Origin of the sequence: Trichococcus paludicola, from assembly GCF_003052295.1 — a bacterium.
In the GTDB taxonomy this organism is placed as follows: Bacteria; Bacillota; Bacilli; order Lactobacillales; family Aerococcaceae; genus Trichococcus; species Trichococcus paludicola.
Window position 1 is genome coordinate 384,522 of the sequence record NZ_QBLC01000001.1, and the last position, 15,799, is coordinate 400,320.

General features: G+C 47.3%; 13 protein-coding genes. 11 read left to right on the top strand and 2 right to left on the bottom strand.

All coding sequences use genetic code 11. The features are described 5' to 3' along the window. Positions 1-148: 148 nt before the first annotated feature. From C7R56_RS01715 to purR, 6 genes are all read left to right on the top strand, one after another. Complete coding sequence (locus C7R56_RS01715) at positions 149-406, top strand: Veg family protein (RefSeq protein WP_086987295.1); 258 nt, start codon at positions 149-151, stop codon at positions 404-406. A 194-nt stretch (positions 407-600) separates the two neighbouring features. Further along, complete coding sequence (gene ispE / locus C7R56_RS01720) at positions 601-1,461, top strand: 4-(cytidine 5'-diphospho)-2-C-methyl-D-erythritol kinase (RefSeq protein WP_107994900.1); 861 nt, start codon at positions 601-603, stop codon at positions 1,459-1,461. Positions 1,462-1,606: 145 nt separating this feature from the next. Then, entirely contained in the window at positions 1,607-2,560 is a 954-nt protein-coding gene (locus tag C7R56_RS01725) for a metal ABC transporter solute-binding protein, Zn/Mn family (RefSeq protein ID WP_107994901.1), read from the top strand. An 18-nt stretch (positions 2,561-2,578) separates the two neighbouring features. Beyond that, entirely contained in the window at positions 2,579-3,286 is a 708-nt protein-coding gene (locus tag C7R56_RS01730; RefSeq protein ID WP_107994902.1) for a metal ABC transporter ATP-binding protein, read from the top strand. Further along, on the top strand, positions 3,232-4,041 hold the full coding sequence (locus C7R56_RS01735; protein WP_107994903.1) for a metal ABC transporter permease: 810 nt from the start codon (positions 3,232-3,234) through the stop codon (positions 4,039-4,041). The genes C7R56_RS01730 and C7R56_RS01735 overlap by 55 nt, the downstream gene beginning before the upstream one ends. 158 nt (positions 4,042-4,199) lie before the next feature. Then, positions 4,200-5,027, top strand: a complete 828-nt coding sequence (purR, locus tag C7R56_RS01740) for a pur operon repressor (protein WP_107994904.1) — start codon at positions 4,200-4,202, stop codon at positions 5,025-5,027. A gap of 106 nt (positions 5,028-5,133) precedes the next feature. Here the strand turns inward: purR and C7R56_RS01745 are convergent, their stop codons facing one another. Beyond that, positions 5,134-5,667, bottom strand: coding sequence for a cupin domain-containing protein (locus C7R56_RS01745; protein ID WP_107994905.1), 534 nt, complete (start codon positions 5,665-5,667; stop codon positions 5,134-5,136). A 206-nt stretch (positions 5,668-5,873) separates the two neighbouring features. Between C7R56_RS01745 and glmU the strand changes: the two genes are divergently transcribed. Together glmU and C7R56_RS01755 are read left to right on the top strand one after the other, a co-directional pair. Further along, a complete protein-coding gene (glmU, locus tag C7R56_RS01750; RefSeq protein WP_107994906.1) occupies positions 5,874-7,250 on the top strand; it encodes a bifunctional UDP-N-acetylglucosamine diphosphorylase/glucosamine-1-phosphate N-acetyltransferase GlmU in 1,377 nt (458 codons plus the stop codon). Positions 7,251-7,346: 96 nt separating this feature from the next. After that, complete coding sequence (locus C7R56_RS01755; protein WP_107994907.1) at positions 7,347-8,327, top strand: ribose-phosphate diphosphokinase; 981 nt, start codon at positions 7,347-7,349, stop codon at positions 8,325-8,327. Positions 8,328-8,581: 254 nt separating this feature from the next. Here the strand turns inward: C7R56_RS01755 and C7R56_RS01760 are convergent, their stop codons facing one another. Continuing rightward, positions 8,582-9,559: an L-lactate dehydrogenase gene (locus C7R56_RS01760; protein WP_107994908.1), complete on the bottom strand. Its 978-nt coding sequence runs from the start codon at positions 9,557-9,559 to the stop codon at positions 8,582-8,584. Between the two features lie 387 nt (positions 9,560-9,946). On the opposite strand from C7R56_RS01760, the gene pth reads away from it, so the two are divergent. From pth to C7R56_RS01775, 3 genes are all read left to right on the top strand, one after another. Then, the gene (gene pth / locus C7R56_RS01765) at positions 9,947-10,516 is read left to right on the top strand and encodes an aminoacyl-tRNA hydrolase (RefSeq protein WP_107994909.1); all 570 of its coding nucleotides are present in this window, start codon (positions 9,947-9,949) and stop codon (positions 10,514-10,516) included. 113 nt (positions 10,517-10,629) lie between these two features. Next, positions 10,630-14,175 (top strand): transcription-repair coupling factor, encoded by a 3,546-nt coding sequence (mfd, locus tag C7R56_RS01770; protein ID WP_107994910.1) that lies wholly within the window; start codon positions 10,630-10,632, stop codon positions 14,173-14,175. Then, complete coding sequence (locus C7R56_RS01775) at positions 14,165-15,787, top strand: putative polysaccharide biosynthesis protein (protein ID WP_107994911.1); 1,623 nt, start codon at positions 14,165-14,167, stop codon at positions 15,785-15,787. The genes mfd and C7R56_RS01775 overlap by 11 nt, the downstream gene beginning before the upstream one ends. The last annotated feature ends 12 nt before the right edge of the window (positions 15,788-15,799 follow it).

A 15,799-nucleotide genomic window follows, 5' to 3' on the forward strand; every position in this document is an offset into this window, starting at 1 on the left:
CAGCAGTTTTACTAAAAATAGGTAAAAAAAGTTGATAAGATTTCTTTAAAAATTTAATCGTTTCATAGTTGCGTGCATACGTCCTCTGTGATATACTTGTAAATTAAATTTATCTGTGTTATACTGTGACTCAGTGAGGTGAAACAGAATGCCGGATAATTTGAGTCAGATTAAGGAACAACTGGAATGTCACTTAGGGCAGAAAGTTATGCTGACTGCGCAAGCAGGACGCAAACGCAAGACAGAACGAAAAGGTATTTTACGGGAAACGTATCATGCTGTATTTGTGGTTGATCTAGACCAAAACGAAAATGCATTTGAACGTGTATCATACAGTTATGCAGATGTTTTAACCGAAGCTGTAGAGATCTTATTTTACGATGAAGAAAAATGCCTGTACGCTTAAATTATGTAAGAACTTATTCCAAATAAATCAAACAGACATCGAAATGTCTGTTTTTTTTTATGGAAAAATCGCTGATGCAGGCGAGAATGCTCATTCGGAAACTAATTCTTGTTTATTGACATATATTTCTTTTAAAAACAGCACGCTTAAGCTAGTATTGTAAGTATAAGAACAGTGGAGAGGAGCGTGGAGCGATGGAATGGATTGAACGTGCACCGGCAAAAATAAATTTGGCGTTAGATGTATTGTATAAGCGGGATGACCTTTATCATGAACTCGAAATGGTGATGGCTTCAGTCGACCTCGCGGACCATCTTACGTTTACTCCTCTCGAAAAAGATGAAATCAGAATCTACACGAACAAAGTGTTTTTGCCAGTGGATACGCGGAATCATGTCTATCAAGCAGTGAAGCTCCTCAAAGACCGTTGTGGGATAAAGAAGGGAATCAAAATCGAAATCGACAAGAAAATCCCTGTAGCTGCCGGATTGGGTGGCGGCAGCACAGATGCCGCTGCAGCTTTGCGTGCGCTGAACAAGATCTGGGACCTGCAACTTTCAGTTGAGGAGCTGATTGTGATCGGCAACCAAGTTGGCTCGGATGTTCCCTATAGCATAGTGGGCGGCACAGCCTTCGTATCAGGCCGAGGGGAAATCGTCCGCAAACTGCGGCCGATGCCATCCTGTTGGGTGATTTTGGCGAAACCGCGCCTGAGCGTCTCGACGAAAACCATTTTCCGACTGCTGGATGTCGAGCAACTACAGCACAAGCCGACTTCCCGCATCGTAGCGCAAGCCATCGAGGAGGGTGACTACGAGCGGATGTGCCAGAACGTAGGCAATGCTTTGGAACAAGTGACCTTCAATAAGCATCCGGAACTGCGCCAATTGAAGGACCGGATGGAGAAGTACGGCCTTGACGGCGTGACGATGAGCGGCAGCGGCCCCACCATCATCGGGTTCAGCAGAAACACCTCGCGCATCAAAAGAGCCTACAACAGTCTGCGCGGATTCTGCGAAGAAGTATACATGGTCCGGCTGCTGAATGAAGATTGAACAGAAAACCGTGAACCCCTCTGAAGGGTTTGCGGTTTTTGCTTGTGAAATGGAAGCGGAATGGTTGACGCGTTGCATCCAATTGTGATAAAGTGTCTATCGGGACTTAAACAGTAATCATTACGTTTTGGAGGAATAATAAATTATGCTAAATAGATTGAAACTGACAGGCATTTTGTCTGCAGCAGCCCTTGTTCTGGTTGGTTGCGGAACGAGCGGAAGCAATGAATCGGCCGTTTCCGAGGATGGGATAAAGGTTGTCACAACCTTCTATCCGATGTACGACTTTGCGAAAAATGTGGTGGGCGACAATGGTGAAGTTTCCGTTTTGTTGGATGCCGGACAAGAATCGCATGGCTATGAGCCGACCCCGCAGGATATCGCGGCCATCGCTGACGCTGATGTGTTCGTCTACAACAGCGATGAAATGGAAACGTGGGTACCCAGTGTGCTGAAATCCATTGAATCGAGCGATGTGATCGTCGTCGAAGCTGCCGAGAATATCGCGCTTTTTGAATTGGAAGAGGCTGCGGCTGCCGAAGAAGAGCACAGTGATGAAGAAGGCGAAACTGCCCACAGCGTCGATCCACATGTCTGGTTGGACCCGGTGTATGCACAAGAGGAAGTCAACGCCATTTTGACCGGAGTCCTTGAAGCGGATGAAGCCAATAAAGAGAGTTACGAAGCAAATGCAACTGCCTTTAACGAAAAATTGGCGGAACTGGATGCGGCTTATCAGACTGCCTTTGAGGCTGCCGAAAACCGCACATTCGTCGTCCAGCACGCTGCGTTTGGCTATATCGCCCGTCGCTACGAACTGACTGAAGTGGCGGTCTCCGACGTGTCATCCGATGCGGAACCGAATCCTGCCAAACTGGCTGAACTACAGCAATTTATGATCGATAATCAAATCACTACCGTTTATTACTCGGACAGTGCATCCTCAAAAACAGCGCAAACCTTGGCTGAAGCAACAGGTGCCTCTCTGGAAGTGTTGAGCCCGCTTGAAGGGATAACCGATGAAGACCAGGAAGCGGGTAAAGATTACCTGAGTGTGATGGAAGAAAATTTGACAGCTTTGAAAAAAGTGATCCAATAAGAGAAGAGGGGAATTCAAGTGGACTATATCGATGTACAGCATCTGTCGTTCTATTACGATGATGAACCTGTCCTTCAGGATATCACATTCCAAGTGCACGAAGGGGAATTCGTCATCCTTACAGGCGAAAACGGCGCGGCGAAATCCACTTTATTGAAGAGCATCCTGGGACTATTGAATCCCCGTGAGGGCAGCGCGACGATTTCGAAGGTGAACCATCGTGGGGAAAAGCTTACGATCGGTTATGCACCGCAGCAAATTTCGTCGTTCAATATCGGCTTTCCGAGTAGGGTACTTGAGTTTGTGGAGTCGGGCAGGTACCAAAAAGGCAAATGGTTCAAAAAATTGGATGAAGAAGATAATACCCATGTAAAAAAAGCCTTAGAATCAGTGGGCATGTGGGAAATGCGCAACAAAAAAATCGGTGAACTTTCCGGTGGCCAAAAACAACGCATCGCTTTGGCCCGCATTTTTGCAACCGATCCGGACTTGTTTGTGCTCGATGAGCCGACAACCGGAATGGACAAGGAATCACGCGAGCGATTCTATCGCTTGCTGAAACACAATTCACAAGTCCACAACAAAGCAATCATCATGGTTACGCATGAGCACGAAGATATCAAAGAGTTCATGGATACCCATATTCAGTTGGTCAGAAAGGAGGATTCGCCGTGGAGATGTTTCTCTATGGATTTATGCAAAGAGCCTTCCAAGCATCAACATTAATCGCAATCATGGCACCCATTTTGGGGCTGCTGCTGATTTTGCGCCGTCAATCATTGATGGCGGACACGCTGTCGCATGTTTCCCTGGCCGGAGTTGCTTTAGGTATGCTTCTTAACATTAATCCGACGCTCACCACATTAGCAATCGTCATTTTGGCAGCAATCGGAATCGAATATTTGCGCGTCATCTTCAAAGGCTATTCGGAAATATCCATCGCGATTCTGATGGCTACGGGGATGGCGGTAGCATTGGTGCTGATGAGCTTCGTTTCCGGGAAGCAGAACGCCAGTGTTGAACAGTATCTGTTCGGATCGATCATCACGATAAATGACGAGCAGATCCTTATTTTGTTGGCTTTGGCAGTCATTGTTGTGCTGTTGTATCTTATTTTCCGTAAACCGTTATATGTGTTGACCTTTGATGAGGACACGGCTCATACAGCAGGCTTGCCGGTCCGAATGATGTCGCTGTTGGTTTCTGTCATCACAGGGGTCGCCATCAGTGTGGTGATGCCGATTACCGGGTCGCTGTTGGTTTCTTCAATCATGATTCTGCCGGCAGCTATCTCGATGAGGTTGGTGCATACCTTCAACGGTGTCATCCTGCTTGGGATAGGCATCGGTTTGACGGGAATGTACGGTGGACTGTTCGCATCCTATCAGTACGGGACGCCTCCCGGAGCCACTATCACATTGGTTTTCGTGGCCATGTTCATTTTGACGAGCATCTATAAGGTCATCGCCGAAAAGAAGTAGAATCTTAACAATAAGATATATGGACAAGAGCGGAACATTGCTCTTGTTTTTTTTGCTGAAATTCGATTAAAAACGAACGATCACCAATTAAAAGCTTCCATTTTTCAGAAATCAACTATATAATAGGGAAAAGAACGCAATATGAGGAGAGATTTGGATTGAAAATAAAGCGCAGTGAACGGTTGGTCGATATGACCCGTTACTTACTAGAAAGACCACATCGGTTGATTTCATTGACCTATTTCGCTAAACGTTATGAATCAGCGAAATCATCCATCAGTGAAGACTTATCCATCATCAAGAAAACATTTGAAGATCGGGGAACAGGGATTGTCGAAACGCTTCCGGGTGCAGCAGGCGGCGTGAAATATATTCCGACAATCACCAAAGAAAATGCCCGCGAAATTATAGAAGAAATGTGCGAAATCATGAACAGTAAAGATCGTCTGCTGCCAGGGGGATACGTTTATCTTTCCGACATGCTCGGCAATCCGGAAATCCTGCAGAAAATCGGCCGTGTTATCGCGGCTCAATACGTCGACAAAAAAGTCGATGCAGTCATGACTGTCGCCACTAAGGGAGTTCCGATCGCGCAAGCAGTCGCCACTTATCTAAACGTGCCGTTCGTCATCGTGCGCCGTGATTCGAAAATTACCGAAGGCTCCACAGTGAGTATCAATTACGTTTCAGGTTCATCCGATCGTGTTGAAAAAATGGAACTGTCCAAGCGCAGTTTGCCGCGCGGTTCAAAAGTTCTCATCGTCGATGATTTCCTGAAAGGCGGCGGCACCATCAACGGTATGCGCAGCATGATTTCCGAATTCGAATCGGAGACAGTCGGCGTGACGGTATTCGCTGAAGCTGGCTACAATTCCAAGCGTGAAGTGTTCGATTATACGTCACTGATCCGCGTAAACAATATCGACCTGAAAGATCATTCCATCAGCGTGGGCTTGGGCAATTATTTCGATTCACGCACCGATTGATCCTAAGCATGAAAAAAGAGTTGGCCCCTAAACGCAAGTTTAGGGGCCGGCTCTTTGGTGTGTTGGCAAGAAAAAAGTACGAATCCCTAAGAGGGGTTGGGGTAGTTCAGACTTGTTCATTCCTGAAAGAATCCGCTGGAAGTTTTTTGTAGGCCAGTTTTTCTAGAATGTTGCTGCAAGCCGGATAGACTTTCAGCAACGCATCATGAGGCAGCAGTTCAAAATCACGGTAATCGAATCCTGGGGAAACCATGCAGCTCACGAGCGCGTAGTCTCCTGATGGTCCTTCGATACTGCTCCCGAAGATGACCCCTTTCGGAACCGTAAATTGGAAAAGTTCGCCTTTTTCGGGATGGCGACCCATTTTCACCGCCTCGTAGCGGCCGTCGGGATGCAACAGGTGGATCGTCAACGGGCTGCCTTCATGGAAATACCAAGCCTCATCGGATTTCAATCGGTGAAAATGGGAAGGGTTGTCTGCAGTCAGCAAGAAGAGGATATTGCTGTAGAGATAGCGTTCCCTCCGATCCTCGGTAACGATCAGTTCGGGGGAATGGCCGGTTTCACGAAAATAGCCGCCTTCCGCATGTGGCTGAAGCAACAGTTCGTGTATCCAAAATGATGCGGTCGGTTTTATCATTGAAATCAATCCTTTCGATGTGTCTTTCTGTCTACAAGTATATCCAAAATACCGGTCAATAAGAAACAATGTATCCGTATTCTTCGTATTTCCATTAGAAAATGAAAAGAAGTCTGTATTTATGCACGACATCATATTGAAAAATGCACGTTTTTAGGCTAAGATAATTTAGTTGAAGGAATAAAATGAAAAGATAGGAGTTGCTTATGGCTAATCGTTTTGCAATCATACTTGCCGCTGGTCAAGGAACGCGCATGAAAAGTAAGCTTTATAAAGTACTACATGCAGTTTGCGGAAAACCAATGGTAGAGCACGTCGTGGATCAAGTAGAGGCTGCTGGAATTGAGAAGGTAGTGACAATTGTAGGGCACGGTGCGGATACTGTTAAAGGATGCTTGGGTAATCGTTCGGAATATGTATTGCAGGCGCAACAATTGGGAACAGGTCACGCTGTCCTGCAAGCGCAAGCTGTGCTGGAGAACGAAGAGGGCACTACGTTGGTCATCTGCGGAGATACGCCGCTCCTGACTGCAGACACGTTGGAATCCTTGCTGCAATACCATGAAGAGAAAAAAGCGAAAGCAACTATCCTGACAGCGCATGCTGCTGATCCAACAGGCTATGGCCGTATCATCAGAAATGCGTCAGATAATGTAGAAAAAATTGTGGAACAAAAAGACGCTTCTCCGGAAGAAGTGCAGGTGCATGAAATCAATACCGGTACGTATGCTTTCGATAACAAGTTCTTGTTTGCCGCGCTGCAATCAGTAGGCAACAACAACGCGCAAGGTGAGTACTACTTACCGGATGTCATCGAAATCCTGAAGAACCAAGGCGAAATCGTGACGGCTTATCAGATGAGCGACATGGGAGAAGCTTTGGGTGTGAATGATCGTGTGGCGTTGTCGGAAGCTTCCGTATACATGAAGAGACGCATCAATGAAAAGCACATGCGCAATGGCGTTACCTTGATCGACCCGGATAGTACTTACATCGAATCTGATGTGATCATCGGAAGCGATACAGTCATTGAACCAAACGTGTTCCTGAAAGGGAAAACAATCATCGGTGAAGATTGTTTCATTGGATCAGGCTCAGAACTGAGCAATACAACAATTGGTGACCGTGTCCAGATCAGAAGTTCAAATCTTGAGGACTCTGTGATGGAATCGGACAGCAACATCGGCCCGTTCAGCCACTTGAGACCGAACAGCCACATCGGAAAACGCGTCCACATCGGAAATTTTGTGGAAGTGAAGAATGCGGTATTGAATGAGGACACAAAAGTCGGACACTTGACTTATGTGGGAGATGCGGATCTCGGTAAAAACATCAACGTCGGTTGTGGTACTGTATTCGTGAATTATGATGGCAAACACAAACACCGTTCCAGCATTGGTGACAATACGTTCATCGGCTGCAACGTGAACATTGTGGCGCCTGTCAACGTCGAGGCCAATACATTCCTGGCTGCAGGTTCGACCATCACAAAAGATGTACCTGAAGGCGCGATGGGCATCGCCCGCAGCCGCCAGGAGAACAAACCCGGCTATTGGGAAAAATTACCGCCAGCCAAAAAATAAAGCAAAACCTTATACATGTATGGTAGAATGATTTTGAAAATATAATATCAGTATGTGTTTAATTTGGTAAAAACAAAAGATTAACGGAGGATTATCATGACAGAACATTACAAAGATCCAAAACTTAAGATTTTTTCCTTAAGTTCAAATCGCCCTTTGGCTGAGAAAATTGCGGCTGACGTTGGTGTGGAGTTAGGGACCCTTTCTTCATCTCAATTCAGCGACGGTGAAATCAAAATCAACATCGACGAAAGTATCCGCGGTTGCCACGTTTACGTCATCCAATCGACAAGTTCTCCGGTAAACGACCACTTGATGGAACTTTTGATCATGATTGATGCTTTGAAGCGCGCAAGTGCCAAAACGATCAATATCGTATTGCCTTATTATGGCTATGCACGCCAAGACCGCAAAGCACAATCACGTGAGCCGATCACAGCGAAATTGGTGGCGAACATGATCACCAATGCCGGTGCTGACAGACTGTTGACACTTGATATGCATGCTCCTCAAATCCAAGGTTTCTTCGATATCCCGGTTGATCATTTGTTGGGAGCTCCGTTATTGGCAAGCTACTTCTTGGATCATGAAGTCTTGCGTGATGACGTGGTAGTTGTTTCGCCTGATCACGGTGGCGTGACAAGAGCCCGCAAACTGGCTGAATTCATCAAAGCGCCAATTGCCATCATCGACAAGAGAAGACCGAAAGCGAATGTTGCCGAAGTCATGAACATCATCGGTAATGTCGAAGGCAAAAAATGTATCTTGATTGACGACATGATCGATACTGCAGGCACAATCACATTGGCTGCCCAAGCATTGCAAGATGCCGGCGCATTGGATGTCTATGCTTGCTGCACACATGCTGTATTGTCAGGTCCAGCCATGGACCGCATTAACAACTCCGTAATCAAAGAATTGATCGTTACTGATTCGATTAATATCCCTGCTGACAAAGTCAGCGATAAGATTGTAGTGGTATCCGTATCACAATTGATTGCCGAAGCAATCAAACGTATCCACGAAAATCGCTCAGTAAGCCCATTGTTCCAAGAAAAATTTGTAATCATCGAATAAGAATCTGATGCTTGAAAAAAGGTCCTCCCTTGGAGGGCTTTTTTGTTTGGGCGAGGGCTGTGGTTCGGCATGAATGGGGCGTTGCGCGGGCTAGTGTGTCATAGGGAGGCCGGAAAAGATGAATAACTCAAAAGAATTCATGTTTTCGAGCCCCCAAGCCCCCAAACCACAATACCAAAACCCGTAACAAACCAAAACAAAAAAACACCCGTCGTCCCCAAAATGGGCTGACGGGTGTTTGAAATCGGATACGATTATTTTGCGTCTGCTTCCAGGCTGGCGAATCCTTCTTTCAACACTTTTTTCAATGTGTTAGCGGACAGATCCATTTTTTCCTGTTCTGCATCAGATAAAGGAATTTCTATGATGTTGCGGATACCGGTACGGTTGATGACTGCCGGCACGCCGATAAAGATATCTTTGTGGTTGTATTCTCCATCCAGATAGACGGATAAAGGCATGATCGCATTTTCGTCATTCAGAATCGCTTTTGTGATACGGGCTAAAGCTACAGCGATACCGTAGAAAGTCGCTCCTTTTTTCTCGATGATTTCATATGCAGCATCGCGCACTTTGAAGAAGACATCGACTAAAGCTTTTTCATCGACAGCGGAAGTTTGTTTCACCCATTCATAAATCTGCAGGCCACCAACGTTAGCGTGGGACCAGACAGGGAATTCGGTGTCGCCGTGTTCCCCTAAGATATAGGCATGAACATTACGTGTATCAACACCTACAAGCGCAGCGATGCTTTGGCGGAAGCGAGCGCTGTCCAGAGAAGTACCGGAACCGATGACGCGGTTAGCAGGAAGTCCTGAGAATTTCCAAGTTGCATAAGTGAGGACATCCACTGGATTGGATGCTACCAAGAAAATGCCGTCGAAACCGCTAGCCATGATTTCTCCGATGATTGACTTGAAGATACGCAAGTTCTTGCTTACTAGATCGAGACGTGTTTCACCAGGTTTTTGAGCAGCTCCTGCAGTTAATACAACGATATCAGCGTCGTGGCAATCTGCGTATGATGCTGCATAGATTTTTTTGGGTGAGGTATAAGCTAGAGCATGGGAAAGATCGATGGCGTCTCCCTCTGTTTTCGCTTTGTTGATATCAATGATACCCAACTCATGACCAATATTTTGTGTAACCAATGCAAACGCATAACTTGACCCTACAGCGCCGTCACCGACTAAAATAATTTTTTGTCCTGTATTTCCACTCAATTCTGCCATTATAATGCTCCTCTCGCTATTTGCTGATTCTATTATAACACTAAACAGAGGTGATTACTCTTTGGGCCTATCCCACTCGGCAAAGATTTTCAGAACCAGCGATGATTGCGCGAAAGTGATAGACAGTGAACAACCTGTGAAATATTATATAAATATATTATAAAATAAAACACTGCTGTTTTCAATGGGCAATTGCGATTTTGTTCACAATAATTTTAGCGGGCCCCAATTCGATTTCTTACGATTATCCGATGAATGTGGTATACTATTCAAAAGCAAACTGTGCGGATGACATCCGTGCGGCCTTTTTTGGCGTAAAAGAGAAGGAAAGCATGCGCTTCTCCTCTTGCGAACATAACTATGACTGGAAACAATAGGGGAATATAAATGAAAATGATCGTTGGATTAGGAAACCCAGGTCCTAAGTATACCGACACGAAGCACAATGTCGGCTTTATTGCATTGGATGAATGGGCTTTTCAGAATAAAGAGAAATACAATAAAAATAAATTTGAAGCGTTGTATATAGAAACGACCATAAATGGTGAAAAAGTTTTATTCGTCAAACCGCTGACTTTCATGAATGATTCGGGAAGAGCGGTAAGACCATTGATGGACTACTACAGCATCCCGATCGAAAATCTGGTTGTCGTGTACGATGACATGGATATGCCGGTAGGCAAAATAAGGCTTCGCCAAAAAGGTGGAGCTGGCGGACATAATGGCATCAAAAGTTTGATACAGCACTTAGGGACACAGGATTTCAACCGGATCCGCATCGGAGTCGGAAGGCCCCAACATAGTATGACGGTCATTCAGCATGTGCTGAGCCCTTTTCCGAAGGATGACCACGCCGAAATGTTGCATTCCGTAAAAGAAAGTGTGGATGCTATCGACCATTTCATCAAAGGGAATAATTTTTTGGAGACAATGAATCAATTCAATAAAAAAGGTTAGGTTCAGCTTTAGCTGGACCTCTTTTGTGTCTGCCGCACAGCCTGCATAGGTGAATCAAGATGAAAGCGATAACCGTTTTTCTGCAGAACATACCATGAACGAGGAGAATATTCATGAAAGAAATAGAAAAATATTTGAAGAATACGAAAAATATACAGACAGTGTTATCTGAAATCAATTCAGAATTACCGCAATTGGTGGCTGGGCTTTCCGGATCAGGCCGCAACCTGTTGACGAATATCCTGTTTGAAGAATTGCAGAAGCCGGTCATCGTCTTGACCCCCAATCTGCTCCAAGCGACGCAAGTATATGAGGACATCAGTCAAATGGCGCCGGATGTCCCCATCCATATCTTCCCTGTGGAGGAATCGGTCGCGGCGGAACTGGCTTTTTCATCACCTGAATACCGCAGTCAAAGGGTCGAAACATTGGATTTTCTGAAGAACGGCAAAAAAGGGATCGTCGTGATCCCGGCTGCCGGATTTAAAAAAATCCTCTCTCCGGCTTCAATTTGGGAAGCGCATTGCCTTGATTTTACCATCGGCATGGAGTTGGATCTGGACAGCCTGCCTGAAAAATTGGTCGCAATGGGCTATACCCGTGAACGGATGGTTGCCAGCCCGGGCGAGTTCAGCATCCGCGGAGGCATCATCGACATCTATGCCCTGAACGAGGAGAACCCCTTGCGAATGGAACTGTTCGATACCGAAATCGATACATTGCGCTACTTTGATGCCTATACTCAAAAGTCCAGCGCATCCATCGAAACCGTCCGAATTTTGCCGGCGCATGACACGATCTTCACGAAAGAGGAGATAGCCAAGCAGGCCAGCGCGGTAGAGAAAAAGGCTGAAAAGGCCATCAAAGCCATAAAAAATCAAGAAGTAAAAGAAAGCCTGGAACGCGTATTCTCCGAGCTGACGGACAATATGAAGCGCGGCGAACTATCCAGGGATCCGCAACTGTACACGAGTTTGGTCTATCCGGAACAGCCTACGGTTTTGGACTATATCGCCGAAGACGCGCTGCTGATCGTGGACGATTACAGCCGCATCCTTGAGGTGGAAAGGACAATCGAAAGTGAATCTTCGGAATGGAAAATGGCCAAAGTGTCGGAAGGCGTGTGCCTGCCTTCGCAGGATTTCAGCGCCGATATCCGCGAAGTGATCAAAAAATCCAAACAGCACCGCATCTATTATGCGCTGTTCCACAGAGGCTTCGGAAATATGCGGTTCCACGGAGTTTATCCTTTCCAATACCGCACGCTGAACAACTTCTTCAGTCAGATGCCGCAAGTCAAGTTGGAAATGGAGCGTTGGCTCAAGCAGCATATGACGGTATTCGTCATGGTCCCTTCCCTGGAACGTGCTGAAAAGGTGCAGCGGATATTCGCGGATTTCGGCATCCATAGCTACATCAAAAGCAAGGAACCTTTTATCGAGAATAAGGTGAACATCCTTGTCGGCGGAATGGCGAACGGTTTTGAATTGCCGCAGGAAAAAGTCGTGTTCGTCACTGAAAAAGAACTTTTCAACAAAGTCACGAAGAAGCAACCACGCCGCCAAAAAATGACAAATGCGGAGAGATTAAAGAGCTATACAGAACTGAATCCTGGTGACTATGTTGTCCATGTGAATCACGGGATTGGCCTCTACACAGGCATGGAAACCATCGAAGTTGGCGGCGTCCACCAAGATTACATGTCGATCGCATACCAGGAAGGCGCTAAATTATTCATTCCTGTAACACAAATCCATTTGATTCAAAAATATGTGTCTTCCGATGCCAAAACGCCTAAAATGCACAAGTTGGGCGGAACGGAATGGGCGAAAACGAAAAAGAAAGTCGCCTCGAAAATCGAAGATATCGCCGATGAATTGATCGAACTTTACGCCAACAGGGAATCTGAAAAGGGATATGCCTATCAACCTGATACGCCGGAGCAGCTCGAATTCGAAAATGCCTTCCCTTATACCGAAACCGACGATCAGCTGCGCAGTGCCGCTGAAATCAAGGCGGACATGGAGAACATCAAACCGATGGATCGCTTGCTGGTCGGTGATGTCGGATACGGCAAAACGGAAGTGGCAATGCGTGCCATCTTCAAGGCGGTGCAGGAAGGAAAGCAAGCAGCATTTCTTGTCCCTACGACCATCTTGGCGCAACAGCATTATGAATCGTTGACGCAACGGTTTGAAGAGTACCCATTTGAGATCGGTTTGTTGAGCCGTTTCCGCACGAAAAAACAGCAAGAGGAAACATTGGCGGGCATCCGGAAAGGCACGGTCGATATCGTCATCGGCACGCATCGGATCTTATCGAAGGACGTTACGTTTGCTGACTTGGGATTGTTGGTGGTCGATGAAGAGCAACGTTTCGGTGTGAAGCACAAAGAACGTTTAAAACAGATGAAAGCCTCGGTGGATGTCTTGACGTTGACCGCAACGCCGATCCCGCGTACCTTGCATATGTCGATGCTGGGGGTCAGGGATCTCTCTGTCATCGAAACACCGCCGGCAAACCGCTATCCTGTTCAGACGTATGTCATGGAACAAAATAACGGGGCCGTACGGGATGCGATCGAAAGGGAAATGGCCCGCGGAGGTCAAGCCTTCTATCTCTATAATCGGGTGGAAACAATCGAGAAGAAAGCCGAAGAGATCCGCGAGCTCGTCCCTGATGTCCGTGTCGCAGTGGCGCATGGCCAGATGACCGAAGTCCAGCTCGAGAATGTCATCATGGATTTTATCGAAGGTCGCTACGATGTGCTTGTCACCACTACCATCATCGAGACGGGTGTGGATATCCCGAACGTCAACACTCTCTTCATAGAAAATGCCGATCAGATGGGATTATCGCAGCTCTACCAACTGCGCGGACGTGTCGGTAGGACGAATCGGATTGCCTACGCTTATTTGATGTATCAGCCGAATAAAATGCTGACCGAAGTCAGCGAGAAAAGACTGCAGTCCATCAAGGAATTTACGGAACTGGGTGCAGGATTCAAAATCGCCATGCGCGACTTGTCGATCCGTGGAGCGGGGAACCTTCTGGGTGCGCAGCAACACGGCTTCATCGACTCGGTCGGATTCGATCTGTACTCCGAGATGCTGGGAGAGGCAGTTGCGGCCAAACGAGGCCTGAAAGCGAAAACGAAGCGTTCCATCGTTGAAATCGACTTGAGCATCGACGCGTACATACCTGCCGATTATATAGAGGATGAGCGCCAGAAAATCGACTTCTACAAACGTATCCAACGCATCGACGGTGTGGAAGATCATGATGAAATCAATGGGGATCTGATCGACCGCTTCGGCGATTATCCGCAAGAAGTGTCCGATCTGTTGGAGGTCGGCCTGATCAAAAATTATGCCGAGAAGAGCCAGATTGAAACGATCAAACGCCAAGGCGAGACGGTCGTCATCACCTTCTCGCAGGAGGCGACAGTCCGCTTGCAAGGGCCGGCAGTGTTTGAAGCCCTCAGCAAAATACCGTTGAAGGCGCAGGTCAATCTGAATAATGCCAAATTGGTCGTCAGCCTGGTCATCGGGAACTTACCGAACCGCCAATGGCTGAACCATCTCAATGCATTCGTCAAAGCCTGCGTTGCCGAAACAGACGAAACAGAAGAAACAGCGGGAGCGACAGATGGGAAATAATCGCTTGAAGCAGATGATGAAGGGTGCGTTGTTGCTGTCTCTGGCCGCTTTCATCAGCAAAGTTCTCAGCGCGGTGTACCGCGTTCCCTTTCAGAATATGGTGGGAAATACTGGCTTCTATGTCTATCAGCAAGTTTATCCTATCTATGGCATCGGCATGACGTTCGCGTTGTCAGGCTTTCCGGTATTCCTTTCCAAGATGATTGCGGAAACGCCGGACAGCGGGACCCGCAGGATGATGATGAAGCGCAGCCTGGTCATACTTGGCATTTTCGGCTTCATCCTCTTCCTGGGCATCTATGGCTTTTCCGGTCAACTGGCGAGGCTGATGGGGGATCCTGACTTGCAACCTATTTTGCAGTCGGTATCTTGGATGTTTTTGTGGATGCCGATACTGGCGACGTTGCGGGGGTACTTCCAAGGCAACTACCGCATGGAGCCGACTGCGATTTCGCAGGTGGCGGAGCAACTGGTGCGGGTTGGGGCAATCCTTTTCGCTGCTTATCTGTACACGAAAACAAAAGGCGACCTTTATGCGATGGGTGCAAATGCCATGAGCGGCGCGACTGTTGGTGCAGTGCTGGCCAGCCTGATTCTGTTGGTTGCTTATTACAAAGAAAGGCGGAATCATGATTCGCCAATCTTTGATGATCAGCAGGAAAACCAGGAGGCGCCCGCTGCACGATGGGGACGCCTGATCCGTCGCTATGCGACTGAAGGGGCGACGATTTGCCTGCTCAGCGCTATCCTGGTCCTGTTCCAGCTCATCGATTCGTTTACGCTTTACAACGGCTTGCTGGATGGCGGTACAACCAGCGAATTGGCAAAAAATGTCAAGGGGATCTATGACCGTGGCCAACCGCTTGTGCAACTGGGCATGGTTGTGGGAACCGGGTTTTCTGCCAGCTTCATTCCGATGATGAGCCAAGCGCATTCCCAAGGTCGCCAAGGCGAATTCACCCGATCCGCCGTGTCTTTGCTGCGGATGACAAGTGTCTTCTCCGCAGCAGCGGTGACGGGTTTACTGGCGATTCTGCCGAACGTCAACAACATGCTCTTCGGGGACCGGGAAGGCATCACGGTGTTGTCCGTGTATATTTTGGCCATTTTTGCGGCTTCTATCATGACCGCCTATCATTCCATCTTGCAAAGTCTGGGTCAATACAAGATTTCCTTGGTTGCCCTGGCAGCGGGTCTTGCGGTCAAGTTCTTCGGCAATCTGCTGTTGGTGGAACGGTTGGGGACGATGGGGGCAAGCATCGCCTTGATAGCCGGTCTGGCTGCTATGCTGTTGGTGCTTTGGCTGAACAGTGAGCGCGCCTTGCGGGAAGTGTGGTTCAGGGATCGCTTCTTCCTCAAACTTATGGCTGGCTGCGTTGTCCTCTTTGTTACGGTAGGGGCGTTGCGGGTTGGTCTGGAAAGGCATCTCTTCACGGATGGAGGCCGGCTGACGGATTCTGTGATAGCTGCAGTGACGGTTTGTGCTGGTGTGGGCGTATTCTTATGGTATATTCTAAAAGTGAGGCTCTTTACTTTGCGGGAGTGGCTAAGTATTCCGTTCGGAAAAAAACTGCTGCGCAAATTGCCGGATAAAACGAGCGACTTAAAATAGGAAAGATTTCCA

Coding starts and splice junctions, on each gene's coding strand:
- pth (WP_107994909.1), top strand. CDS start 9,947: ATGAAAATGATCGTTGGATTAGGAAACCCAGGTCCTAAGTATACCGAC.
- C7R56_RS01725 (WP_107994901.1), top strand. CDS start 1,607: ATGCTAAATAGATTGAAACTGACAGGCATTTTGTCTGCAGCAGCCCTT.
- C7R56_RS01715 (WP_086987295.1), top strand. CDS start 149: ATGCCGGATAATTTGAGTCAGATTAAGGAACAACTGGAATGTCACTTA.
- C7R56_RS01745 (WP_107994905.1), bottom strand. CDS start 5,667: ATGATAAAACCGACCGCATCATTTTGGATACACGAACTGTTGCTTCAG.
- C7R56_RS01755 (WP_107994907.1), top strand. CDS start 7,347: ATGACAGAACATTACAAAGATCCAAAACTTAAGATTTTTTCCTTAAGT.
- glmU (WP_107994906.1), top strand. CDS start 5,874: ATGGCTAATCGTTTTGCAATCATACTTGCCGCTGGTCAAGGAACGCGC.
- C7R56_RS01775 (WP_107994911.1), top strand. CDS start 14,165: ATGGGAAATAATCGCTTGAAGCAGATGATGAAGGGTGCGTTGTTGCTG.
- C7R56_RS01760 (WP_107994908.1), bottom strand. CDS start 9,559: ATGGCAGAATTGAGTGGAAATACAGGACAAAAAATTATTTTAGTCGGT.
- mfd (WP_107994910.1), top strand. CDS start 10,630: ATGAAAGAAATAGAAAAATATTTGAAGAATACGAAAAATATACAGACA.
- ispE (WP_107994900.1), top strand. CDS start 601: ATGGAATGGATTGAACGTGCACCGGCAAAAATAAATTTGGCGTTAGAT.